Origin of the sequence: Microlunatus sp. GCM10028923, from assembly GCF_042666975.1 — a bacterium.
Classification (GTDB): Bacteria; Actinomycetota; Actinomycetes; order Propionibacteriales; family Propionibacteriaceae; genus Microlunatus.
Window position 1 is genome coordinate 91,347 of the sequence record NZ_JBHTFF010000002.1, and the last position, 23,279, is coordinate 114,625.

Annotated in this window: 21 protein-coding genes; 17 read left to right on the forward strand and 4 right to left on the reverse strand. The window is 69.8% G+C overall.

Translation table 11 applies throughout. From position 1 onward, the window contains the following. Window position 1 precedes the first annotated feature (1 nt). The 12 genes from ACFQU4_RS04580 (at window position 2) to ACFQU4_RS04635 (ending at window position 11,819) form a co-directional block, all read left to right on the forward strand. The gene (locus ACFQU4_RS04580) at window positions 2-868 is read left to right on the forward strand and encodes a carbohydrate ABC transporter permease (RefSeq protein WP_377487517.1); all 867 of its coding nucleotides are present in this window, start codon (window positions 2-4) and stop codon (window positions 866-868) included. Continuing rightward, window positions 868-2,004 carry an ABC transporter ATP-binding protein gene (locus ACFQU4_RS04585; protein WP_377487519.1) on the forward strand — a complete coding sequence of 379 codons (1,137 nt, stop codon included), beginning with the start codon at window positions 868-870 and terminating at the stop codon, window positions 2,002-2,004. Before ACFQU4_RS04580 ends, ACFQU4_RS04585 begins: the two co-directional genes overlap by 1 nt. Window positions 2,005-2,006: 2 nt before the next feature. Continuing rightward, the gene (locus ACFQU4_RS04590; protein ID WP_377487521.1) at window positions 2,007-3,116 is read left to right on the forward strand and encodes an ABC transporter ATP-binding protein; all 1,110 of its coding nucleotides are present in this window, start codon (window positions 2,007-2,009) and stop codon (window positions 3,114-3,116) included. 30 nt (window positions 3,117-3,146) lie between these two features. Beyond that, a complete protein-coding gene (locus ACFQU4_RS04595) occupies window positions 3,147-4,871 on the forward strand; it encodes a dihydroxyacetone kinase family protein (RefSeq protein WP_377487523.1) in 1,725 nt (574 codons plus the stop codon). 9 nt (window positions 4,872-4,880) lie between these two features. Further along, on the forward strand, window positions 4,881-5,348 hold the full coding sequence (locus ACFQU4_RS04600) for a ribose-5-phosphate isomerase (protein ID WP_377487525.1): 468 nt from the start codon (window positions 4,881-4,883) through the stop codon (window positions 5,346-5,348). 3 nt (window positions 5,349-5,351) lie between these two features. Then, the gene (locus tag ACFQU4_RS04605) at window positions 5,352-6,161 is read left to right on the forward strand and encodes an alpha/beta fold hydrolase (protein WP_377487527.1); all 810 of its coding nucleotides are present in this window, start codon (window positions 5,352-5,354) and stop codon (window positions 6,159-6,161) included. Between the two features lie 31 nt (window positions 6,162-6,192). After that, the gene (locus ACFQU4_RS04610) at window positions 6,193-7,023 is read left to right on the forward strand and encodes a DUF427 domain-containing protein (protein WP_377487529.1); all 831 of its coding nucleotides are present in this window, start codon (window positions 6,193-6,195) and stop codon (window positions 7,021-7,023) included. A 56-nt stretch (window positions 7,024-7,079) separates the two neighbouring features. After that, the gene (locus ACFQU4_RS04615) at window positions 7,080-7,319 is read left to right on the forward strand and encodes a hypothetical protein (RefSeq protein WP_377487531.1); all 240 of its coding nucleotides are present in this window, start codon (window positions 7,080-7,082) and stop codon (window positions 7,317-7,319) included. Window positions 7,320-7,366: 47 nt separating this feature from the next. Beyond that, complete coding sequence (gene map, locus ACFQU4_RS04620; protein ID WP_377487533.1) at window positions 7,367-8,137, forward strand: type I methionyl aminopeptidase; 771 nt, start codon at window positions 7,367-7,369, stop codon at window positions 8,135-8,137. A gap of 30 nt (window positions 8,138-8,167) precedes the next feature. Beyond that, window positions 8,168-9,343 carry an MFS transporter gene (locus ACFQU4_RS04625; RefSeq protein WP_377487535.1) on the forward strand — a complete coding sequence of 392 codons (1,176 nt, stop codon included), beginning with the start codon at window positions 8,168-8,170 and terminating at the stop codon, window positions 9,341-9,343. 96 nt (window positions 9,344-9,439) lie between these two features. Continuing rightward, on the forward strand, window positions 9,440-10,768 hold the full coding sequence (locus tag ACFQU4_RS04630; RefSeq protein ID WP_377487537.1) for a GDSL-type esterase/lipase family protein: 1,329 nt from the start codon (window positions 9,440-9,442) through the stop codon (window positions 10,766-10,768). Window positions 10,769-10,799: 31 nt separating this feature from the next. After that, entirely contained in the window at window positions 10,800-11,819 is a 1,020-nt protein-coding gene (locus ACFQU4_RS04635) for an Rv2578c family radical SAM protein (protein ID WP_377487539.1), read from the forward strand. Here the strand turns inward: ACFQU4_RS04635 and ACFQU4_RS04640 are convergent, their stop codons facing one another. Both ACFQU4_RS04640 and ACFQU4_RS04645 read right to left on the reverse strand, forming a co-directional pair. After that, window positions 11,820-12,221 (reverse strand): nuclear transport factor 2 family protein, encoded by a 402-nt coding sequence (locus ACFQU4_RS04640; RefSeq protein WP_377487540.1) that lies wholly within the window; start codon window positions 12,219-12,221, stop codon window positions 11,820-11,822. A gap of 70 nt (window positions 12,222-12,291) precedes the next feature. Continuing rightward, complete coding sequence (locus ACFQU4_RS04645; protein ID WP_377487541.1) at window positions 12,292-13,497, reverse strand: MFS transporter; 1,206 nt, start codon at window positions 13,495-13,497, stop codon at window positions 12,292-12,294. A 28-nt stretch (window positions 13,498-13,525) separates the two neighbouring features. Here ACFQU4_RS04645 and ACFQU4_RS04650 point away from each other — a divergent pair, with 28 nt between their 5' ends. Continuing rightward, window positions 13,526-13,876 (forward strand): ArsR/SmtB family transcription factor, encoded by a 351-nt coding sequence (locus ACFQU4_RS04650; RefSeq protein WP_377487543.1) that lies wholly within the window; start codon window positions 13,526-13,528, stop codon window positions 13,874-13,876. A 1,325-nt stretch (window positions 13,877-15,201) separates the two neighbouring features. Here ACFQU4_RS04650 and ACFQU4_RS04655 read toward each other — a convergent pair. Beyond that, window positions 15,202-17,751 (reverse strand): hypothetical protein, encoded by a 2,550-nt coding sequence (locus ACFQU4_RS04655; RefSeq protein ID WP_377487545.1) that lies wholly within the window; start codon window positions 17,749-17,751, stop codon window positions 15,202-15,204. A 164-nt stretch (window positions 17,752-17,915) separates the two neighbouring features. On the opposite strand from ACFQU4_RS04655, the gene ACFQU4_RS04660 reads away from it, so the two are divergent. The 4 genes from ACFQU4_RS04660 to ACFQU4_RS04675 all read left to right on the forward strand — a co-directional run bounded on the left by ACFQU4_RS04660 (window position 17,916) and on the right by ACFQU4_RS04675 (window position 21,518). Continuing rightward, complete coding sequence (locus ACFQU4_RS04660; RefSeq protein ID WP_377487547.1) at window positions 17,916-19,193, forward strand: ABC transporter substrate-binding protein; 1,278 nt, start codon at window positions 17,916-17,918, stop codon at window positions 19,191-19,193. A gap of 101 nt (window positions 19,194-19,294) precedes the next feature. Further along, window positions 19,295-20,185: a carbohydrate ABC transporter permease gene (locus tag ACFQU4_RS04665; protein WP_377487549.1), complete on the forward strand. Its 891-nt coding sequence runs from the start codon at window positions 19,295-19,297 to the stop codon at window positions 20,183-20,185. Beyond that, window positions 20,182-20,997 carry a carbohydrate ABC transporter permease gene (locus ACFQU4_RS04670; protein ID WP_377487551.1) on the forward strand — a complete coding sequence of 272 codons (816 nt, stop codon included), beginning with the start codon at window positions 20,182-20,184 and terminating at the stop codon, window positions 20,995-20,997. The genes ACFQU4_RS04665 and ACFQU4_RS04670 overlap by 4 nt, the downstream gene beginning before the upstream one ends. A 137-nt stretch (window positions 20,998-21,134) precedes the next feature. Then, window positions 21,135-21,518, forward strand: coding sequence for a type II toxin-antitoxin system VapC family toxin (locus tag ACFQU4_RS04675; RefSeq protein WP_377487553.1), 384 nt, complete (start codon window positions 21,135-21,137; stop codon window positions 21,516-21,518). Window positions 21,519-21,530: 12 nt separating this feature from the next. On the opposite strand, the gene ACFQU4_RS04680 is transcribed toward ACFQU4_RS04675, so the two are convergent. Continuing rightward, entirely contained in the window at window positions 21,531-23,276 is a 1,746-nt protein-coding gene (locus ACFQU4_RS04680; protein ID WP_377487555.1) for an ATP-binding cassette domain-containing protein, read from the reverse strand. Window positions 23,277-23,279: the final 3 nt, after the last annotated feature.

Below are 23,279 nucleotides of genomic sequence, written 5' to 3' on the forward strand. Positions count from 1 at the left end.
CATGGCTCGCGAGCTGTTGCCCGGCCAGCGCCGGTTCACCCCCGCCGGGATCGGCGGTGACCTGATCCTGCTCGGCTGGTTCCTGTTCTCGCTGTTCCCGATCTTCTGGATGGTGCTGCTGTCCTTGAAGACCGAGGCGGAGCAGACCACGACGTTCTTCGTCTTCTCCCCCACCCTGGAGAACTTCGCCACCGTGCTGTCCCAGCGTGGCACCGACCTGACCAGCGTCGACTACAAGACGGCGCTGCTGACCAGCCTGATCAACTGCGGCGGCGCGGTGATCGTCTCGCTGCTGATCGGCATCCCGGCCGCCTACGCGGCGGGGCGCTGGAAGTACCGCGGCTCCAACGACCTGATGTTCCAGATGCTGTCCTTCCGGTTCGCGCCGGAGCTGATGGTGATCGTGCCGCTGTTCGTGATCTACAACCAGGTCGGCCTGTTCGACACCCAGGTCGGCATGATCTGGGTCCTGCAGCTGGTCACCATGCCGCTGGTGGTGTGGATCCTGCGGTCGTACTTCCAGGACCTTCCCGAGGACCTGGAGCAGGCCGCACTGCTGGACGGCTACACCCGTCGGCAGGCGTTCGTCATGGTGGCGCTGCCGCTGGTCCGGCCCGGCATCGCCGCGGCCGCCCTGCTCGCGTTCATCTTCGCCTGGAACAACTACGTCTTCCCGTTGATCTTGAGTGACACCGCGGCCAGCACGGTCACGGTGGCGATCACCAAGTTCCTCGGCGGCGGCGGCCAGGCCTACTACAACCTCACCGCGGCAGCCGCGGTGATCGGCGCCCTGCCGCCGCTGGTGCTGGCCTTGACCATCCAGCGCTACCTGGTGCAGGGCCTCTCGTTTGGGGCGGTGAAGTCCTGATGGCAACCGTAGAAGTGGCCAACCTGACCAAGCACTACGGCAAGACCGTGGGCGTCGATGATCTTTCGCTGGAGATCGGCGACGGTGAGTTCTTCGTGATCTTGGGCCCGTCCGGTGCCGGCAAGACCACGACGCTCAAGTCGATCGCCGGACTGCTCGAGATCGACGCCGGTACGGTGCACATCGGCGGCACCGACATGACCCGGGTGGAGCCGTACCACCGCAATGTGGCGATGGCCTTCGAGTCGTACGCGCTCTATCCGCAGAAGACGCTCCGGGAGAACCTCGCCTCGCCGCTGAAGTCCGGCCGGACCGGCAGGTACACGCCGGCGCAGCAGCAGGAGCGGATCGACCAGGTCACCTCGACGCTCGGCGTCAACCACCTGCAAGATCGTCTTCCGCGGGAACTGTCCAACGGGCAGCGGCAGCGGGTGGCCCTCGGCCGGGTCCTGGTCCGGCCGGCCGACGTCTACCTGCTGGACGAGCCGCTGAGCCACCTGGACGCCAAGCTCCGGGCGGAGATGCGGGCCGAGCTGAAGACGCTCAGCGCGATGTCCAACACGACGACGGTCTACGTCACCCACGACTACCAGGAGGCCCTCGCGCTGGGCAACCGGATCGCGGTGATCAGGAACGGGACGTTGATCCAGGTCGACACCCCGGCGGAGATCTGGCACCACCCGGCCGACACGTTCGTCGCCCGGGCGCTCGGCCAGCCGGAGATCAACCTGGTCGACGGGGTGGTCGACGGCGGCAACGTGATCATCCCGGACACCAAGTTCGCCATTCCGGTGCCCGGTGATCTTGGACTGGGTGCCGGCGATCAGGTACGGATCGGCATCCGGCCCAGTGATCTTGAGCTGACCCAACCCACGCGCCCTGAGCCTGCCGAAGGGCAGCTGGCCGTGCCCGGCCGGGTCATCCTGGCCGAGCGGTTGGGCCGCAACATCGAGGTCTCGGTCGACCTCGGCGGCGCGACCCTGATCGGGCTGTCGCCCGGCGGCCCGCTGGCCGAGGAAGGCGTCGACGTCTCGGTCCGGGTCGACCTCGAGCACGTCCACCTGTTCGCCGCCGGTGACGGCGACACGGCCCGACTCGGCAGCGCGGCGCCGGCGCCGCGCCGGAAGGAGTCCTGATCATGAGCACCGCAACGGCCACCCAGGTGGCACAGAGCCTCACCCTCGGCTCGCTGAACAAGATCTACAACCCGCAGGGCCGGCACGAGTTCCATGCCGTCAAGGGCATCGACCTCGACATCGAGCCGGGCGAACTGATCGCGCTGCTCGGCCCGTCCGGCTGCGGCAAGACCACCACGCTCCGGATGATCGCCGGGCTCGAGACCGTGACCAGCGGTTCGATCCGGATCGGCGAGCGGGAGATCAGCCAGTTGCCGCCGGGGAAGCGCGGGATCGGGGTCGGCTTCGAGTCGTACGCCCTCTATCCGCCGCTGTCGGTCCGGGAGAACCTCGCGTACGGGCTCAAGGCACGGAAGGTGCCCGGCGCCGCCGACCTGGTGACCAAGATCGCCGAGCGGCTGGAGATGACCGACCTGCTGGGGATGCGGCCGTCCGCCCTGTCCAGCGGGCAGAAGCAACGGGTCGCGCTGGCCCGGGCCCTGGTCCGCAACCCTCCGGTGCTGCTGCTCGACGAGCCGCTGTCGCACCTGGACGCGTCGGCCCGGAACCGGGTCCGGCGGGAACTGAAGCTGCTGCAACGGGAGTTCGGCTACACCACGATCGTGGTCACCCATGATCAGGTCGAGGCGCTCAGCCTGGCCGACCGGCTGGCCGTGATGGACGGCGGCGTGATCCAGCAGTTCGGGACTCCGGACGAGGTGTTCGACGACCCGGCCAACCTGTTCGTGGCCCGGTTCGTCGGCGAGCCGCAGATCAACATCGTCGAGGGGACCTTGATCGTTTCCGGTGATCGGCGCGCGGTCCGGGTCGGCGACGGCGAGCTGCCGGTGGCCGTGACCGGCGGCGCCGACGGCGACCGGGTGCTGGTCGGCGTCCGGCCGCAGGACGCCTTGCTGGCCAGGGAAGGCGCCGGTATCGAGGTGACCGTGCAGTACTTCGAGCATCTGATGGAGTTCGGCCAGGCGACGCTCGATCTGGCCGGCGACATCGGCGACGTGATCGTCCAGACGCCCGCCGCCGAGATGTACGCGGTCGGCGACCAGGTCCGGCTGACGGCACCGCCCGAGCGGATCTACCTGTTCCATCCGGACACGTCGGAACGCATCCGTTGATCAACAGCCGGAACTTTGGGGAGTGGTGGCATGACCAAGCTGTGGAATGATCCGGCGACGTTCACCGAGGACCTGGTGGCCGGGTTCCTCGATGCGAACGCCGACTACGTGGTCGGCGTGCCGGGCGGCGTGGTCCGGGCGACCGCGACCCGGCCGGGCAAGGTGGCCGTGGTCACCGGCGGCGGCTCCGGGCACTACCCGGCGTTCTGCGGAACGGTCGGGCCCGGCTTCGCCGACGGCGCGGTGATCGGCAACGTGTTCACCTCACCGTCCGCCGCCGAGGCCGCCTCGGTCGCGCGGGCCGCCCACGGCGACGCGGGCGTGATCCTGACCACCGGCAACTACGCCGGCGACGTGCTCAACTTCGGCCTGGCCGTGCAGCAGTTGCGCGCGGACGGGATCGACGCCCGCTACCTCGCGGTCACCGACGACATCGCCAGCGCCGGCCCGGACGAGCACGACAAGCGGCGCGGCATCGCCGGCGACTTCACCGTCTTCAAGATCATGTCGGCGGCCGCCGAGGAGGGGTACGGCATCGACGACGTGTTCCGGGTCGGCGAGGCGAGCAACGCCGCGACCCGTACCCTCGGCGTCGCCTTCGCCGGCTGCACCCTGCCCGGCGCCGAGCAGCCGCTGTTCACCGTGCCGGACGGCCAGATGGGCGTCGGGCTGGGCATTCACGGCGAGCCCGGCGTCTCCGAGCAGGCGCTGCCGAGGGCGGACGAACTGGCCAGGCTGCTGGTCGACGGAGTGCTGGCCGAGGTGCCCGACGACGTACCGCGGCGGCTGGCGGTGATCTTGAACGGGCTCGGCCGGACCAAGTACGAGGAGCTGTTCGTGGTCTGGGGCACCGCCGCCCGGCTGCTCCGCGAGGCCGGCTTCGAGGTGGTCCGGCCGGAGGTCGGCGAGCTGGTGACCAGCCTCGACATGGCCGGCTGCTCGCTGACGATCACCTGGTTGGACGAGGAACTCGAACGGCTCTGGCTCGCCCCGGCGGACACGCCGACCTTCCGCCGCGGGACCACGCGTGCTGAGCCTGTCGAAGGACCACGCCGGGATCAGGACGCTTCGACAAGCCCTGCGCACGTTGAGATTGTGGCGGGTGACGAGGAGTCGCAGCAGGTCGCGACCAAGATCGCGGAGGCGCTGGCGGCGATCGCCGAGGCGATGGCGGCCGACGAGGAGGAACTGGGCCGGATCGACGCGGTGGCCGGCGACGGTGATCATGGTCGCGGGATGGTGAAGGGTTCGCACGCCGGGAGCGAGGCGGCCCGGGCGGCCGTCGCTGCCGGGGCCGGAGCCGGCGGCGTGCTGCGGGCGGCCGGCGAGCAGTGGGCGGCCCGGGCCGGCGGCACCTCCGGCGTGCTCTGGGGCGCCGCGCTGACCGCCTTCGGTGCCCGCCTCGGCGATGCCGGACGACCGGACGGAACGGCGCTGGCGGAGGCGGTACGGGCCTCGTACCAGGCCTTGATCGACCTCGGCGGGGCGCAGCCTGGCGACAAGACCATGCTGGACGCCTGGCTCCCGTTCACCGAGACCGTCGAGGCCGAGATCGGTCGCGGCGCGGACTGGCGGGCGGCCTGGGCGGCGGGCGCGAATGCCGCCACCGAGGCGGCCGGGCGGACCGCCGAGCTGCGGCCGAAGGTCGGCCGGGCCAGGCCGCTGGCCGAACGCAGTGTCGGAACGCCGGACGCGGGCGCGGTGTCGTTCGCCCGGTGTGTCACGGTGGTGGCTGAGCTGTACCGGAATGGATAGGGATAGATGATGAGCGAACCGAAGTGGCGCGTGGTCGTCGGCTGTGACGACGCAGGCCTGCAGTACAAGGACATCCTGAAGCAGGACCTGGCCGGCGACGACCGGGTGACCGAGGTGATCGACGTCGGCGTCGGGGCCGACGAGCACACCGCCTATCCGCACGTCGCGGTCGAGGCGGCCAAGTTGATCACCGAGGGCAAGGCCGACCGGGCCCTGCTGGTCTGCGGCACCGGCCTCGGCGTCGCGATCAGCGCCAACAAGGTGCCGGGCGTCCGAGCGGTGACCGCGCACGACTCGTTCTCGGTCGAGCGTTCCGTGCTCAGCAACGACGCCCAGGTGCTCTGCTTCGGCCAGCGCGTCGTCGGCATCGAACTGGCCCGGCGACTGGCCCGGGAATGGCTCGGGTACGTCTTCGACCCCGAGTCGGCCTCGGCCGCCAAGGTCGCCGCGATCGGCGAGTACGACGGGTCCTGCTGACCGATGACCGTGTCGACGATCGAGGGCAGCCACGGCAGCATCGCCGTCCACGACTGGCCGGTCGCCGAGCCGAGCTGGATCGCGATCCTGGTGCACGGGTACGGCGAGCATCTCGGCCGCTACCCACACGTCGCGACCCGGCTCAACGCGGCCGGCGCGACCGTGTCCGGACCTGATCATGAAGGGCACGGCGTCTCGGCCGGCGACCGGGTCCTGATCGAAGACTTCGAGACCGTGGTCGACGATGTCGACGCGGTCGTTTCCCGTGCCGTGGCAGGGAATCCGGGCCTCCCTGTGATCATGATCGGTCACTCGATGGGCGGCATGATCGCGGCCCGCTATGCCCAGCGGCACCGGGATCGGCTGCTGGCGCTGGTGCTGTCCGGGCCGGTGCTCGGCTCCTGGCACCCGACCGCGCTGGCCGAGCTGGACGAGATTCCGGACGACCCGCTGGACACCTCGACGCTGTCCCGCGACGACGCGGTCGGCGCCGTCTATTCGGCCGATCCGCTGGTCTGGCACGGACCCTTCAAGCGCCCGATGCTGCGGTCGATCGCCCGTACCCTCGAAGTGATCAACGACGGCGGCGAGCTGGGCGACCTGCCGACGCTGTGGGTGCACGGAGAGGCGGACACGCTGGTCCCGATCGGGCCCACCCGGGAAGGGATCGAGCGGCTCCGCGGCACCGACCTGACCGAGATCGTCTATCCGGAGGCTCGGCACGAGGTGTTCAACGAGATCAACCAGGACGCGGTCCTCGACGACGTGATCGAGTTTGCGCGGCGCCGGGTCGAATCCGCTGATTTGGGTTGACCGAACCCCGGTCCGGGCGGACATTGAGGCCATGGCCCTCCAGGTCGGACGCCGCGTCATCGAGCAGCTCAGCGAACTGCAGTACGAACCCACGCCGAAGCGGATCCGGGCGTTCGCGCACGGCCGGGCGCTGGTCGACACCCGTGGTGCGGTGCTGGTCTGGGAACCGAAACGGGTCGTTCCGTCCTATGCCGTCCCGATCGCGGACCTGGCCGGCACCCTGATCCCGGCGGACCCGACCGAGGCGGCCGAGCATCCGATCCGGCTCGGCGAGGGCGGGCCGCCGGTCCTCGACCCGGGAACGGCATTCACGGTGCACACGACGCCGGGCACCTCCCTGACCCTCCGCTCGGACGACGGTGAGCTGCCGGGTGCCGCGTTCCGCTGCGCAGACCCCGACCTGGCCGGCCACGTCGTGCTCGACTTCGCCGCCTTCGACGAGTGGCGCGAAGAAGAGGACCGGATCTACGCGCATCCCAGGGACCCGTTCAAGCGGATCGACGTCCGGCAGGGCTCGCGGCACGTTGTGATCAGCCGGGACGGGCAGCCGCTCGCCGAGAGCCGCCGGCCGAAGCTCCTGTTCGAGACCCACATCCCGCCGCGCTACTACCTGCCGGCCGAGGACGTGCGGCAGGACCTGCTGATCCCCTCGGACACGCGTACGGAATGCGCCTACAAGGGAACGGCCCGCTACTGGTCGGCCCGGCTTCCCGGCGGCGTCGTGCCGGACCTGTGCTGGTCGTACGAGGAGCCGCTGTCCGACGCCGTCGAGGTGCGCGGCCTGATCTGCTTCTTCGACGAGCGGGTGGATCTCACGCTCGACGGGATCCCGCAGCCACGGCCGGTGACCCCGTGGTCGTGACCGGGAACGGCGCGTAAGGGTTGTTTGAGACAATGGGCTTACCTGATCCTTGGGGCATGTTCCCGCCGCGGAGATTCCCCCGCCCTGCCGGTTCGCACGGCTGGTCCGACGGCTCGACCTCGGAGTCGGGCCGGTGCTATCAGCGCTGCGAGTGCGGCGCCTGGCGCGTCCTGCAGCACGGCGAGGAGTTCTGGTGCTCCTCCGACGAGCCCTGTCCCGAGGCGCCCCCGATCGAGCCGATCCCGCGCGGCTGGCCGTACCGGAAGGCCTGGGGCGCCGCACGGCTCTTCTTCTGACCCGCCCCCGACGGGCGTGAAATCGTCCGACAAGGCAGAATCGGGCTGTGATCGAGTATCGAACCCCGGCAGAGATCGAGCAGATGCGTGCGGCGGGCCAGTTCGTGGCCTCCGTGCTGACCGCGTTGCGCAAGCATGCCGACGTCGGCGTCAACCTGCTGGAGCTGGACGAGCTCGCCCACCAGATGATCAAGGATCGCGGCGCCACGTCCTGCTACATCGACTACCACCCCTCGTTCGGCGCCAGCCCGTTCGGCAAGGTGCTCTGCACCTCCGTCAACGACGCCGTCCTGCACGGCCTGCCGCACGACTACCAGCTCGCCGACGGTGACCTGCTCAGCGTCGACTTCGCCACCGAGGTGGACGGCTGGGTGGCCGATTCCGCCCTCTCCGTCGTCGTCGGTATGCCCCGGCCGCAGGACCTCAAGCTGATCGAGACCACCGAGGTCGCGCTGGCCGCCGGGATCGAGGCGGCCCGCGTCGGCAACAAGCTCGGCGACATCTCGTACGCGATCGCCCAGGTCGCCACCAAGGCCGGCTACAAGATCAACACCGACTTCGGCGGCCACGGCGTCGGCCGCACCATGCACGGCGACCCGCACGTCCCCAACAACGGCCGGCGCGGCCGCGGTCTGCCTCTGAAGGCCGGCCTGGTGATCGCCATCGAGCCGTGGTTCCTGGAGACGACCGACAAGATCTACACCGACCAGGACGGCTGGACCCTGCGCAGCCAGGACGGGTCCCGCGGCTCGCACTCCGAGCACACGATCGCGATCACCGCGGACGGCCCGATCATCCTGACCCAGCGGGATGCGTGATTTCTTCTCCCCAGTGACGACGGCCTGCCGGTGACGCCAGCCAGACCCGCCGGAGGCGCACGCCTGCCCCGGTCGGTGATCGTGCTCGGGATCATCGCCTTCTGCGTCGCAGTCGGACTCGGCGTCCTGATCCCGGTCCTGCCGGTGTTCGCGCGGACGTTCGGGGTCGGCAACTTCGAGATCGGCGCGGTGCTCTCCGCCTTCGCGCTGATGCGACTAGTCAGTGCCCCGTTCTGCGCCAGGTTGATCGTCCGGTTCGGCGAGCGACTGGTGCTCGGGACCGGCATGTATCTGGTCGCCATCTCGGCCGCACTCGCCGGGCTGGCGCAGACGTACCCGCAATTGTTGATCTTGCGCGGGATCGGCGGGATCGGCTCGGCGATGTTCACCGTGTCGGCGATGACCCTGCTGCTGGCGTCGGTCTCGCCGGACCGGCGCGGGCGGGCGACCGGGTTCTTCCAGGGCGGCTTCCTGATCGGCAGCATGGCCGGGCCGGCGGTCGGCGGCGGGTTGTCAACCATCTCCCTCACCGCCCCGTTCTTCTTCTACGCTGGCGCTCTGGTCGTGGCCGGCACCATCGGGTTGATCCTGCTCCGATCCTCCGACACTGGGAGGACCGACGGCGCAAGCGCTTCGGTCCCGATCGCCGACCTGATCAAGGACCGACGCTTCCAGGCCGCCTGCTTCACCAATGTGGCCCACGGCTGGACGTCGTTCGGCGTCCGTAATTCGCTGGTCCCGGTCCTGATGGTCGAGGTACTGCACGGGCAACCGGCCTGGACCGGGATCGCGTTCGCCGTTGCCTCGGTGGTTCAGACGATCATGGTCCTGCCGGCCGCCCGGATGACCGACACCGTCGGACGTCGGCCAGCCATGATCACCGGCTGCCTGATCGCCGCCACCTCGGCCCTCGCCATCCCGTTCGCCCCGAACGTCTGGGGCCTGGTGATCATTCTCTGCGTCTACGGCGTCGGGGCCGCCTTCCTCGGCCCGGCTCCGGCCGCGGCTGTCGGTGACGCGGCCGGCGGCCGAGCCGGGCGCGGTGTCGCGATCTTCTCCATGGCCGGAGACCTCGGCGCGATCGTCGGGCCGCTGGTCGCCGGGGTGCTGGCCGACCACGTCTCCTACCCGGTCGCCTTCGGGGTCGGCGCGCTGCTGATCTTCGTCGCCGCCGGGCTCTCGTACCGGATGCCGGTCGGTCGGTGACCATTTCTTGATCCGCCGGTCGTTGGCGCTAGCGGGTCGACGACTTATCGTTCTGCTTGAGACCGAACGGCCGGACGGGGGTTCACGATGCCTCGGGTGTCAGTACGCATCGCCACGGCGGTCTTCGCGTTCGCTGTCCTCCTGTTCGGGGCCGTCCCGACCGCCACGGCCGCGGTCGTCGAGATCCCCGGCCAGCCGAGCTCCGGCAGCAGCGAGTACGACTGGGTCGGCAGCTGGATGACCGCCGCCGAACAACCCGGAACCCAGGGCCCGGCGGCCACCGGCTTCGCCGACCAGACCCTGCGCCAGGTGGTCGACCTGTCGCTCGGCGGCGACCTGGTCCGGGTCCGGTTGACCAACGTGTTCGGCGACCGGCCGCTGCGCGTCGGATCGGCGTCGATCGCCCGCCGGCTCGGCCCGTCCGGGGCCGCCACGGTTGGGCGGCCGGTCCCGCTGACCTTCGGCGGCCGGCGGACGACGACGATCCCGGCCGGGGTCGAGGTGCTGTCGGACCCGGTCGAGCTGGCCGTACCGGATCGGGCCCATCTGCTGGTCAGCCTCTACTTCCCGGAACCCACCGGGCCGGCCACCTGGCATCGGCGCGGCTGGGCCACCACCTTCCTGGCCGCGGGCGACGCCGGGGCGGACCGGCGGGCCGACCGGTTCGCCGGCGTGGGTACGTCGACGTACTTCCTGGCCGGGGTCGACGTGCTGACCCGGTCCGCCGGCGCCGTCGTCGCGTTCGGCGATTCGATCACCGAGGGCTGCTGCGAGGAGGCGTCGATCGATGCCGATACCAGCTATCCGGACCGCTTGGCCGAGCAGTTCGGCGAGCCGGGCCAGCGGCTGGCCGTCCTCAACGCCGGGATCAGCGGCAACGCCCTGCTCCGGGACGGCTCCGGACCGAGCGCCCTGAGCCGCTTCGACCGCGACGTGCTGACCCGGCCCGGCGTTCGTACCGTGATCATCCTGATCGGCATCAACGACCTGATCCGGAGCAGCGGGACGGTCCGTTCGGCGCAGTTGATCAAGGGGTACGCCGAGCTGACCCGACGGGCCCGGGCCGCGGGGCTGCTGGTGATCGGGGCGACCCTGACGCCGTACGGCGACTCGCGCGGCTTCACTCGGGCCGGCGAATCCCAACGACGGCAGGCGAACCGGTGGATCCGGACCGGCGGTGCGTTCGACGCGGTGATCGACTTCGACGCGGTGCTCCGGGACGGCCGCAACCCGGCCCGGCTGCGGGCCGACTTCGACCCCGGTGATCATCTGCATCCGACCGTGGCCGGCTATGCGGCGATGGCCGAGGCCGTCCGCGGCGCGACCGAGTCGACGGTAACCGAGCCGCCGCGACGACGGCATCCGGCGGCGACCGTACTCACCGCGATCCGCACCTTCCTGCGCGAGGACGAGCGGCACGATTGACATTGATTCGAACTTGTGTTCGACTCAATCAATGCGCTGGGAAGGTCGTCGGGTGGATGCAGTCGACGAGCACGCACTGCCCGGCCTGGGGCAGTTCAGCGGGCTGGTGCGGAGCGTCCGGACGCCGGAGTTCGCCGGGATCACGTTCCACGAGGTGCTCGCCCGGTCGGCGCTGAATCAGGTGTCGGCGCAGAGCGCGATCATGCCCAGCGCCTGGACGATCAATCCGTATCGCGGCTGTCAGCACGGCTGCGTCTACTGCTTCGCCCGGCCGACGCACAGCTATCTCGATCTCGACGTCGGCACCGACTTCGACACCCAGATCGTGGTCAAGATCAACATCGTCGAGCGGCTGCGGCAGGAGCTCGGCCGGCTCGGTGATCGGGTCGGCGGGGTCAACCTGGGCACCAACACGGATCCGTACCAGCGGGCCGAGGGGCGCTATCGGCTGATGCCCGGGATCATCGGCAGCCTCGCCGACCACGGCAAGCCGGTGTCGATCTTGACCAAGGGCACCCTGCTGCAACGCGATCTCGACCTGCTGGCAGAGGTGTCCCAGCGGGTGTCGGTCAGCCTGGCCGTGTCGATCGCCATGTACGACGACGCGATCCGGGACTCCGTCGAGCCACAGACGCCGACCACCAAGGCCCGGCTGGGCCTGGTCCGGGCGATTCGTGATCATGGTTTCGACTGCACGGTGCTGGTGATGCCGGTGCTGCCGTACCTGACCGACAGAGTTGATCAACTCGACACCGCACTGCGCCGGCTCAGCGAGGCCGGCGCCACCGACCTGCACGTCGGCGCCCTGCATCTCAAGCCCGGCGTCCGGGAGTGGTACTACGGCTGGCTGGAGCGGACCCGGCCCGACCTGCTGCCGCGCTACCGGGCGTTGTACCGGCGCGGATCGTACGCACCGAAGGACTACCGGGAGGCGCTTGCCGCCAAGGTGGCTCCGCTGCGCCGGCGGCACGGCTTCGACCGGCCGGGCCGGCGGCAGCTGATCGTTCCGGCGCCCGCCGCGACCGTGGATCCGCAGGCGACGCTGTTCTGATCAGGCAGCGAGCGGCCGATAGCAGTCGTACGTCTCCTGCCGGATGATCAAGCCCGCCTCGTCGAAGGTGAGGAACATCGCCACGTCGGCCCGCAGCTCGTGCCCGGCCGGCAGTGCCCCGAGCGCCTTCGCGAGCACGCCGGTCCACTCCAACTGCAGCACGACCCGGTCGCCGAGCTCAGCCTCCCAGGTCACCTCGTAGCGCTGCGACGCCATCAGTTCGGCACCCTCGACCGACGCGGCGAGCATCGCCGCCAGCTCCCGGGTCCGGCCGAGCGGCGTGATCGGCGACGGGTGCTCGACCTGTTCTGCGTCGGGATGGAAGTACGGCCGCAACCGCTCGCCGACCGCGCCCGCCTCGATCGCCGCGACCAGCGCCGTTGCCGTCGTCAGGTTCGTCATGCGCGCAGGCTAACCCCACCCGCCGCCTGCAGGACAAGGACAAGGCTCCGTGTGTGGAAACTCCGAGGCATCAGACCCGGCCGAGATTTCCACGTTGGCGTTCGGGGGCCGTGAACCAGATCAGGGAGAGGGCGGCGAGGCCGGCGAGGCCGGCAGCCAGGGGGAGCCAGCCGGCACCGAGGGTCGCGACGACCAGGCCGCCGAGGCCGGAGCCGAGTGCGGCACCGGCGTAGATCGCCGAACCGTTCAGCCCGAGGGCCACGGTCGGCGCCTCGGTCTCCGCGGCGAACAGCCGATGCTGCTGGGGCACGATCGAGACGCCGGTCGCGAGGCCGATCACGAGCATGATCACGATCACCGCGGGCAGCGAGTGGGTCAGCGGCTGCAAGATCAGGAACGCCGCACTCGACACGGCGGCACCGACCAAGATCACCGGCAGCGCACCGCGGGAATCGACCAGCCGCCCGGCCACCTGGTTGCCGACGACCTGACCGGCGCCGCGGACCACCAGCAGCACCACCAGGACCACCCCGGTGGCGACCGGCGCGACGATCACCGGGAGATAGGCCAACGCGAGGAAGCCCGGGATCAGGACCAGCACCGTGCCGCCCAGGATGGCCAGCACGTTCGGCTTGGCCAGCACCCGGACCCGGTCCCGCAGCGAGGTCGGCGGCAGGTGCACCTTGGGCAGGATCGGCACCACCACCGCGGACAGCACGGCCAGCCCGGCGATCACCCACATGGCGCCGCGCCAACCCCACCACTGCCCGATCAGGACGCCGAACGGTACGCCGATCACGGTCGAGACCGTCGTACCGGCAGCGATCGCCGCGAGCGCCCGACCCCGGCGGCCGGGTGCCGCGAGCAGGCCGGCGACGGCGTAGGCGTTGGCCTGGAACGCCGCGGCGCCCAGTGCGGCCAGGACCCGGCTGATCGCCACGATGAGGTACGTCGGCCCGACCGCCTGGCCGATCATCCCGACCAGGAAGATGATCATGCCCACGCCCAGCACCAGGCGCCGGTCCAGCCGCCCCGTGACCGTGGCGATCACCGGCGACCCGAGCGCGTACGCGACGGAGAACATCGTGGTCAACTGCCCGGCCGCCGCGACATCGACCCGCAGGTCGGCCGCGATCTCGGGCAGCAGGCCGCTCAGAACGAAGCCGTCCATGCCGAGCGTGAACGTACCGATCGCCAGCATCCCGAGCTGGAAGGTGCCGATCCCCGGCGGAGCCCCCGAGTCGCGAACATTATTCGATGCTTGTCGAACAATCACATGATCAAGCTAGAGTATTGTTCGATGAGTGTCAAAGAGTTCTGAGGCACCTGAGACCCCGGCCCGCGGCCGCCGGCTCCCCCAGCCGACGGTCGATTCCATCGACCTCAGCAACGTGCTGAGCGCCCTCGCCGACCCGGTCCGGCTCGAGATCATGCGCGACCTGTACGCCAACGGCGAGCCGATCGACTGCGCCGCGATCGCAAGTCGCATGCCGGTGACGGCCTCGACCGTCTCGCATCACTGGCGGGTGCTGCGCGAGGCCGGCCTCACCTCCACCGTGGCCGAGGGACGGAAGCGGATCATCCGGGTCCGCCAGGACGACCTCGAGCAACGCTTCCCGGGCCTGCTCAAAGCCGTCCTGGGCCCACCGGCCTGAGGCGATGCCCTGGAAAGGCGTCACCGGGTATTCCGGCGAGGTCTCCCAGCGGAGCACTCGGCGTTTCGCCCCTCATGGGCTCGGATCGGCCTTCATCCTTGAGCGGATGGACAAGTCAACAACTTCTTCGACAAGGCCAAGTGCCACCGAGCACCGCTGGTTCCGAAGAATTCGACCAGCGCCGGAAATCACTCAGTACGAGCCATCGAAGATGAGCCACGCCCTCCGGCAACTCTGGGGTCACGTCTTCCTCTCAATCTTCCTCTCCTTTTGGATTGGCACGTCCATCTGGGCATTCTGGAAGTCCATACGGTACGGAGCGCCTACGGCCGACATCGCCCGGTCACTTCTTACGGTCGAACCTCCACCGAGTTGGGATCCTGGCGGCTACCTCGCTGGCACCGCGGCCGTGGCCATAAGTCTGTTCCTCGCGATGATCTTTGATGATGCCCGCCGAGAACCAGTCGTTCACGAGGACGAAGCCGCACCGCGGATCCTGCTCGAATCGCTGACCGTGATCGCGCTGTGGGCCACTGCCGTGCTCGCGTGGATCATCTTCTGGACACAGATGACGTCAGGCTCGCCAGAGTTCGCGGCTGCTGGATTTCTTGTCATGATCGCCTTCCTGTTCGCAGCACTCGTCGTGGCCGCACGGCCGACGCCGACGGCTCTTCGCTACTCGCTCGACGCGAATCAGCGCGCCATAATCGCGCTTCTGACGACTCAGAGCCGGCTGCGTTCTGCGCTGGGCTACCCGGGGACGGTCAAGCCGACGATGCCCATGGTCCGACTGGGAATAGCGGGAGTGGTCGTAGGCGTACTTCTGACAGTCGTGCCGCTGGCGATCATCCGGCTGCGTGGCGGAGATGTCGAGGCAAGGCCGGTGGCGGCACTCCTCATCCTGTCTGGGCTAGGCGAGGGTCTTGCATTCGTCGTTCTGATCACCGCCGCAGTCGATATGGCAGTGATCAAGGCCAGTACCAGCGGCGGCGTGAAGGTCCTCAGCATCGCCTCTAATCTGCTGCTCCCGGTAGCGACTGCTGGCTTGATCACCGGATATCCCGTCGCCTTCGCCGCAGGCGACAGCGTGGAACTGATGATCGCCATCGCACTCTACGGCGGTCTGATGTGGCTCACTGCGGCCATTGCCTGGGTCGTACTTATCCGATTCTCGCCGGATCTGCAGCGGCTGCAGCTATACCGGATAAGCCAGCGGCTGGACTCAACGAGGGAGAGCCGCGCCCATATGCTCCGACAACGGAGACGCACGCCCTCAGTGGGGAAGATCCGGCCGGTTAGTCCCGGCCGAATCTTCCCCAGGACCCTCACAAGGAAAAAGCGGCAAGAGAAAGGAGGCCCAGGCGGCGGGTTGGGCGGGTGGTGGCGACGTAGAGATCGGCGACACCGCGGCGGTCGGCGACCAGGATCTCTTCCGGGGCGACGATGATGACGCCGTCGAATTCCAGGCCCTTCGCCTGCTCCGGGGTGAGCACCGCGACCGGAGCGTCGAGGAACTCTTCATCGGCGAACGTCGCGGCTCCCCCACAGTGGTCCCGGCACTCCTCGATCCGGTCCGCCGTGGTGATCACCGCGATGGTGCCCTCACCAAGTTGATCTTGTTCCTGAGCGAGCAGGTTCGGCAAATCTCGGCCGAGCCGATCGCCGCTGGAGGCCCACGTCCACGGCTCGTCGCCGTCGGGGCGGGCGGCTCGTGGGGCCGTCGCGTCGGAGCCGGCGGCGGCCAGGATGCCGTTCGCGTACTCCAGGATCGGGCCGGTCGAGCGGTAACTGACCGTGAGGGCCTCGCGGCGCCAGCGGCCGGCGGCGACCGGGTCCAGGGCGGCGGCCCAGGACTGCGGGCTGTCCGGGGCGGCGGCCTGGGCCAGGTCGCCGACCGCGGTCATCGAGCCGGTCGGGCAGCGCCGGGCCAGCATCCGCCAGGCCATCGGGGACAGTTCCTGGGCCTCGTCGACGATCACGTGGCCGTAGGCCCACTCGCGGTCCCGGCGGGCACGGTCGGCGAGCGGCTCCATGATGCCCTCGTCGTAGTAGCGAGACAGCACCTCGGAGCCCTCGATCATGATCTCGCCGTGGTCCTCGTCGGCGTATTCGAGGGCGAGCTCGGCGGCCTCGGCGGCGGCCAGGTCCAGCTCGAGGCTCTCCGAGTCGCGCTGCGCCTGGACCCGGCGCCGCTCGGCCGCCTCGCGATCGAGCAGTTCCTGGGCTGGGCCGAGGAGTTCGGCGAGCTCGTCCAGGAGGGGTACGTCGGAGATGGTCCAGGGCCCTTCGACAAGCTCAGGGCGCGTGGGCGAGTCGGGCTCGGGGTGCGGCAGGGAATCGGGCTCGGGCCCTTCGACAGGCTCAGGGCGCGTGGAAGCGGTCGGCTCAGGGCGCGTGGAAGAGATCGGCTCGGTGCGTGTGGAAGAAGTCGGCTCGGTGCGCGCGGAAGAAGTCGGCTCGGTGCGCGGGGAAGGCGTCGGTTCCGGGCGGGCGAGGGCCGCGCGTTCGGGATCGGTGAGGACGGTCGCGACCCGGTTGCGGAAGTCGGGGTCGGTGTAGAGCTCGGTCAGCAGCCGCTCCGGCGTCAGCTCCGGCCAGATCAGGTCGGCGGCGCGGGAGAATGCCTCGGACTGGGCCAGGTTGGCGCGCATGCCCTTCGGGTCGAGGAAACCGCGCAGGTCCAGGTCCTCCTCGCCCTCGATCAGTTCCGGTACGTCGACCTCGTCGATCATCTTCTCGAGCCGGTCGAGCTCGCGGCCGACGAGTTCGTCGAGCAGCCGCTCGACCACGAACGGCCGGATCCGGTTGTGCGACAGCTGCAGATGCTCGGCGCGCTCCCGGGCCCGGTCCCGCAGTGTGCGGCAGAAGTCCGCGTCCAGGCTGTGCTCCTCGTCGCCGACCCGGACCGTCAGCCCGTCCTCGGAATAGCGCTGATGATCAACGACGGCGGCCGCGACCAGGTCGACCATCCGCGGGTCACCCTTGATCACGGCGGTGGCCGGCGGGTCGGTCGCGGCGGTCCGCAGCGGCGGGTAGAGGTCGCCGATCGAACCGAGGACGACGTCGGTCTCGCCGAGCCCGGGCAGCACCTGCTCGACGTAGCGGAGGAAGGTACGGTTCGGGCCGATCACCAGGATTCCCTTGTCGGCAAGGCGATCCCGGTGCGTGTAGAGCAGGTACGCGGCGCGGTGCAGGGCCACCACCGTCTTACCGGTGCCGGGCCCGCCCTCGACCACCAGGATGCCGGACAGCCCGGACCTGATGATCTTGTCCTGCTCGGCCTGGATGGTCGCGACGATGTCGGCCATCCGGCCGGTCCGGGCCTGCCGCAGCGCGTTCAGCAACGCCGCCTCACCGGCCAGCTGCCCGTCGCCGTCAACGGCCGTGAAGTCCAGGACGTCGTCGTCGATCCCGACCACCTCGCGCTGCCGCAGGTGGAGGTGCCGGCGCCGCCGGATGCCGAGCCGCTCGGCCGGGGTGGCCCGGTAGAAAGCGGCGGCGACCGGCGCCCGCCAGTCGATCAGCATCGGTTCGGCGTCGTCGTCGGCGAGCCCGATCCGGCCCAGGTAGAAGCGGTCGTCGGTGTCGGTGTCGAGCCGGCCGATCACCAGGCCGCGCTCGGCGGCGGTCAGGCCGGCGGCGCGCTGGGCCAGCCGCTCGGCGAAGTGCTGGCGCTCCCGTACCCCTTGATCGGTGTCGGAGGTCGCGGCGCGGATGGTGCCGGCGAGCTGCTCCTCGGCCTGCCGGCGCAGGTGATCGAGGCGGTCGTAGAGCGTGCTGACGTGGGCCTGTTCGGCGGCGATCTCGGCCTGGACGATCTCGGATTGCGTGATCTCGGACTGGGTGAGGTCTGACTGGGCGGACGAAACACTCATGCGGAAGGTTCGCTCCTGAATGCCGGATTCCCTGGGCGCCGGATGCGGCGCGGGCGTGAGCGTACCCCATCGGGGCAAGGGCACTAGGCTAGTTGAACGTAAGGAATCCGAGAAGAATTCCGTACGGGGGCCGGAATTTCCGAATCGACGAGGATCGGAGCACTGTGGGCCGGACCACGACACGCATTTCCGCCCTGTTCGGGGTGCTGCTGCTGATCACTGCGCTGGCCGGCTGCGGCGAGGACGCCGCCCGGGCCAAGCAGGTCAAGGTGACGCTGGCCAACCACGTCTGGAGTACGGCGATCCAGGAGCTGATCGGCGAGTTCGAGGCGGAGACCGGGCTGGACGTCACGGTGAGCACCCTCGGTGAGAGCCAGTTGTCCGACCAGTACAACGTGAAGCTCAACGCCGGCACCGACGACATCGACGTGATGATGTTCCGGCCGCTGCAGGAGGGCCGCCAGTTCATCCACAACAAGTGGTTGGCCGACGTGACCGACCGGACCGGCGACCCGGCCTACCGGTGGGACGACTTCATGGAGTCGGCCCGGGGCGCGGTCAGCGACGGCGACCGCTCCTACGGGGCGCCGTTGATCACCGAGCGGGAGATCCTCTACTACAACGCGGACCTGCTGCAGCGGGCCGGGATCGACGGTCCGCCGGAGACGCTGGACGAGCTGGTCGCCGATGCTGCTCAGGTCAAGGCGCGGGTGCCGGACACGTTCGGGTTCGTCAGCCGCGGCCAGCGGTCGCCGGCGGTGACCCAGTTCTCCAGCTACCTGTTCTCCTGCGGCGGCGATTTCGACGACGGTACGACCTCGACGCTCGACTCGCCGGAGGCCGTCAAGGCCTACCAGGTCTACACCGACCTGCTCCGCGAATCCGGCCCGCCGGGCACCTCCAACATGAACTGGCCGGACGCGTTCGCCGTGTTCCAGCAGGGCCGGGCGGCGTTCCTCACCGACGCCGACAGCCTGTTCGCCAACGTGACCGACCCGGAGAAGTCGCGGGTCGCCGACCAGGTCGGGTTCGCCCGCTTCCCGGCCGGCAGCGCCGGATCGAAGCCGTACAACGTGACGTCCTGGGCGCTCGGGATCAACGACGTCTCGGAGCATCAGGAGAACGCCTGGCGGTTCATCCAGTGGGCGACCTCGCCGGAGATCACGCTGCGGATGCAGCAGGCCGGTACGCCGAGCGCCCGGACCTCGGTCTGGGACGACCCGTCCGCGACCGCCGACCTGCCGCCCGAGCTGGTCTCGGTGATCAAGGACAGCTTCAACGGCTCGGTCGGCCATGACCGGCCGCGGGTGATGAAGGTGCCGCAGGCCCGCGACATCGTCGGCGGCCCGCTGGTCGTCGGCCAGCAGGGCGGCGACATCGCGGCCGCCGCGACCAAGGCGGCCGAGGAGTACGACGAACTGCTGGCGAAGGAGCGCCGATGAGTGATCAACGTGCGGTGAGCCTGTCGAACCGCCCTTCGACAAGCTCAGGGCGCGTGGGCGGCGACAGCTCAGGGCGCGTGGGCGGCGGCAGCTCGGGGCGCGTGGGCGGATTGTCGGCGTTCCTGAACCGGCACCGGAAGTGGGTGCTGGCCGGTCCGGCGTTGATCTTCGTGGTGGCGATGCTGGCGTTCCCGTTGGCCTGGACGCTCTATCTCAGTGTCACCGACGCGTCCGGCTCGGTGCGGGCCGACAAGACGTTCATCGGGCTGGCCAACTACGCCGAGGTGCTGACCGACGTGGAGCGGTTCTGGCCGGCGGTCGGCCGGACGGTGCTGTTCACGGTCGGCGCGATCGCGCTCGAGGTGATCTTCGGCATGATCATCGCGCTGCTGCTGTGGCGGCCGTTCCGCGGCCAGGGCCTGGTCCGGGTGGCGATCCTGCTGCCGCTGGTAGCGACACCCGTCGCGGTCGGCATGATGTGGTTGTTGATCTTCGAGCCGACCATCGGCGCGGCGAACCAGTTCCTGGAGCTGATCCGGATCCCGGCCCAGGGCTGGATCTCCGATCCGGACCAGGCCCTACCGACGTTGATCTTCGTCGACGTCTGGCAGTGGACGCCGATGGTGACGCTGATCTTGATGGCCGGACTGACCGCGCTGCCCGGTGAACCGGACGAGGCGGCCCGGGTGGACGGGGCGTCGGGTTGGCAGCGGTTCTGGTTCGTCACGCTGCCGCTGCTCGCGCCGACGGTGATCGCCGCCGTGCTGTTGCGCAGCATCGACGCCCTGAAGACGTTCGACATCCTGTACGCCACCAAGGGCAAGGGCGGCGGTTCGGCGCACGAGGTGGAGACCCTGAACATCTACGCGTACGGGCTCAGCTTCGACTACAACGAGTACGGCCTCTCGTCGGCGGTGTTGATCATCTTCTTCCTGATGATCGTGGCGGTGGTCGCCGTGCTCGTGCTGCGGCGAGGAAAGGCGGCACCATGACCCGGAAGCGTTGGCTCGGGATCGGCCGCGGCGTTGCGCTGGCGGTGATCGTGATCGGCTTCGCCGTACCGCTGCTGTGGATGGTGCTGGCCGCGTTCAAGAGCAGCCTCGACATCACCGACCCGTCCAAGACGTTGATCTTCACGCCGACGCTGGACAACTTCCGGACCGTGTTCGGCCAGCAGAACTTCCTGCCGTTCATCGGCAACAGCCTGGTCGTCGGTGCCCTGTCCACCCTGCTGTCGCTGCTGCTCGGCGTGCCCGCCGCGTACGCGATGAGCCGGTTCCGGATGGGTGGCTCGGCCGGGGTCGTGCTGCTGGCCCGGATCATCCCCGGGGTCAGCCTGCTGGTGCCGTGGTTCTACGTGTTCGCCAACCTGCGGCTGGTCGGCAACTACTCGGCCCTGGTGCTGTCGCACATGTTCGTCACGCTGCCGCTGATCGTCTGGATCATGATCGGCTACTACGACCAGATCCCCGAGGAGCTCGAGGAATCGGCGCAGGTCGACGGCCTGACCCCGCTGGCCGCGTTCGCCCGGATCACGCTGCCGCTGTCCACCCCGGGCATCGCGACCGCGAGCATCCTGGCCTTCATCTTCTCCTGGAACAACTTCATGTTCGCCCTGGTGCTGTCCGGCGAGAACACCCGCACCCTGCCGGTGGCGATCTTCAACTTCATCGCGTACGCCAGCATCGACTGGGGCGGCCTGATGGCGGCCTCGGTGATCATCACCGTACCGATCATGATCATCGCCCTGTTCACCCAGCGCTACATCGTGGCCGGCATGACCGCAGGCGCGACGAAGGGCTGACCCACCGAAGCACTCGGCCGGGAGCGGAGTGCCAGTGCGGCCACCGCTCAGGAGATCCTGGCCCTCGCGCGGCTGACCCCCCGCGCCGACGACATCCTGACCGATGCCGACCTCTATGACGAGCACGGGCTGCCGCGGTGATCCTCGACACCTCGGCGGTCGTCGCCGTCCTGCAACTAGAGCCGGAGGCTGAGCGGTTCGCCAACCTGATGGCTTCGGCGGCGGGCATCGAGATCTCCGCGGCCACCGTCCTCGAGGCGTCGATCGTGCTCGGCCCAACCCGGCAGAACGCCCTGGACAAACTCCTCGGGCTGGTGGGTGCATCGGTGGCATCGGTCGACGAAGATCAGTTGGCCGCGGCGCGCCTGGCCTACCTGACCTATGGCCGGCGGTCCGGGTCACCGGCCCGCCTCGATTACGCCGATTGCTTCAGTTACGCCCTGGCCAAGTGCCGGAAACGTCCACTGCTGTTCAAGGGCAACGACTTCGGCCACACCGACATCGAACCCGCCGATTCCTGACCGTCTGGGCGGTCAGGCCTGCTCAGCGAAAATGGCCGCGAACCTGCCGCCGGCGGCGACCAGGTCGGCGTAGCTGCCGGCTTCGACGATCTCGCCGTTGTCGATCACGTTGATCCGGTCCATCGCCCGCAGGGTCCAGGCTCGATGGGACACGACGATGGTGATCCGGTCGTCCCGGTTGCGGCCGAGTTCGGCGAACACCTCCTGCTCGGCCTCGGCGTCGATCGCCGAGGTGGGTTCGTCGAGGATCCAGATCGGCGCCGCGCGCAACTGGATCCGGGCCAGGGCGAGGCGCTGCCACTGCCCGCCGGAGATGCCGACGCCGCCCCACTGCTCGCCGAGTTGGGTGTCCAACCCGTCCGGCATGGTCCGGACGAAGTCGCCGGCCCGGGCGGCGTCGAGGGCCGCCCAGAGCTCGTCGTCGGTGAAGTCCTCGTCGGGCCGGCCGAGGGCGACGGCGTCGCGCACCGTGAACTCGTACCGGCCGAATTCCTGGGTCAGCAGGCCGAACTGCCCGAGCCAGGCGGCCTCGCCGAGGTCCACCCGGGTCCGCCCGTCGACCGTGACGAGTCCGGCGGTGGGTTCGATCAGGCCGAGGATCGCCTGCACGGTGGTCGTCTTGCCGGCCCCGTTGACGCCGACCAGCGCGATCATCTCGCCGCGGTGGGCCTCGAAGCCGATCCCGGCGACCGCGTCGGTGTCCCGGTCGGCGTAGCGGTGCCGCAGTCCGGTGACCCGGAGCGTCCGGGCCGACGTCGCGATGGGATGCGGCCGCGCCGGCGGGGCGTCGGCCAGGAAGGTGCGGACGGCGGTCGTCCTGGGCAGGAACTGCAGCACCTCGGCCAGGCTCACGCTGCCCGCCGCGCTCGCGCCCATCGCGGCGATCACGCCGTAGATGCCCGCGACGGCGTCCGGGCCGTAATCGAGCCCGACGATGATCGCCAGCACGGCGGCGCCGAGCAGCACGATGCCGCTCAGCCCGACCAGCAGCTGGGACCGGATCCGGGCCCGTACGGTCAGGTTCCGGGCCTCGATGGTGCGGGTCTGTTGGGCGATCACCATGGCGGCCAGCCGGTGGCTCGTGCCGAGGCTGGCCAGCTCGGTGATCGACCGCTGCCGGCTCATCGTCTCGCGCAGATACCGGTCGCGCTGATAGGCGGGCCCGAGCAGCGCCCACATCCGTTCGGCCGCCCGGCTCACGTACCGGCCGGCCAAGATCACCGGCACGGTGGCCAGGACGACGAGCAACGCCGCCACCGGACTCATCGAGGCGACGGTGATCACCACCGCGACCGCGGCCGCCGCCGAACCGAGCCCGGAGACCACCCGGCCGTAGACGTGCGAGACCGCGTCGATGACGGAGTGGGTGTGACCTTCCACCTCGGCGGCCACCGCGGGATCGGCGAGCCGGGACGGCGCCAGCCGGGCGACGGCCTCGGCCAGCATCGACTGCAGCCGCAGTTCGGTGCTCAACATGGCGCGTTCCTCGACGGCGGAGGCGACGGCCGTCAACGGCGTGGCCAGGGCGACCGCGACCACGACGACGAGCAGCGGCACCGCGAGCTCGCCGAGGCCGGACGCCTCCCGGAGCCTGTTGATCAAGGTCGCGATCGCCGCGACCTGGGCCGCCGGCAGCGCGGCCAGGACGAGCGAGAGGACCGCGAAGGCGGTCGCCGACCGCCGGTCGGCGGCGAAGGCATGCCGGGTGACGAAGGCGACATCGGCCAGCGCGGTGCCGATCCGGACGGACGTGGCCATCGG

What these genes read in the sequence shown, in the direction of transcription:
- ACFQU4_RS04655 (WP_377487545.1), bottom strand. Translation starts at nt 17,751, where the DNA reads ATGAGTGTTTCGTCCGCCCAGTCAGACCTCACCCAGTCCGAGATCACG.
- ACFQU4_RS04580 (WP_377487517.1), top strand. Translation starts at nt 2, where the DNA reads ATGGCTCGCGAGCTGTTGCCCGGCCAGCGCCGGTTCACCCCCGCCGGG.
- ACFQU4_RS04600 (WP_377487525.1), top strand. Translation starts at nt 4,881, where the DNA reads ATGAGCGAACCGAAGTGGCGCGTGGTCGTCGGCTGTGACGACGCAGGC.
- ACFQU4_RS04590 (WP_377487521.1), top strand. Translation starts at nt 2,007, where the DNA reads ATGAGCACCGCAACGGCCACCCAGGTGGCACAGAGCCTCACCCTCGGC.
- ACFQU4_RS04680 (WP_377487555.1), bottom strand. Translation starts at nt 23,276, where the DNA reads ATGGCCACGTCCGTCCGGATCGGCACCGCGCTGGCCGATGTCGCCTTC.
- ACFQU4_RS04585 (WP_377487519.1), top strand. Translation starts at nt 868, where the DNA reads ATGGCAACCGTAGAAGTGGCCAACCTGACCAAGCACTACGGCAAGACC.
- ACFQU4_RS04595 (WP_377487523.1), top strand. Translation starts at nt 3,147, where the DNA reads ATGACCAAGCTGTGGAATGATCCGGCGACGTTCACCGAGGACCTGGTG.
- ACFQU4_RS04635 (WP_377487539.1), top strand. Translation starts at nt 10,800, where the DNA reads ATGCGCTGGGAAGGTCGTCGGGTGGATGCAGTCGACGAGCACGCACTG.
- ACFQU4_RS04615 (WP_377487531.1), top strand. Translation starts at nt 7,080, where the DNA reads ATGTTCCCGCCGCGGAGATTCCCCCGCCCTGCCGGTTCGCACGGCTGG.
- ACFQU4_RS04670 (WP_377487551.1), top strand. Translation starts at nt 20,182, where the DNA reads ATGACCCGGAAGCGTTGGCTCGGGATCGGCCGCGGCGTTGCGCTGGCG.
- ACFQU4_RS04605 (WP_377487527.1), top strand. Translation starts at nt 5,352, where the DNA reads ATGACCGTGTCGACGATCGAGGGCAGCCACGGCAGCATCGCCGTCCAC.
- ACFQU4_RS04640 (WP_377487540.1), bottom strand. Translation starts at nt 12,221, where the DNA reads ATGACGAACCTGACGACGGCAACGGCGCTGGTCGCGGCGATCGAGGCG.
- ACFQU4_RS04610 (WP_377487529.1), top strand. Translation starts at nt 6,193, where the DNA reads ATGGCCCTCCAGGTCGGACGCCGCGTCATCGAGCAGCTCAGCGAACTG.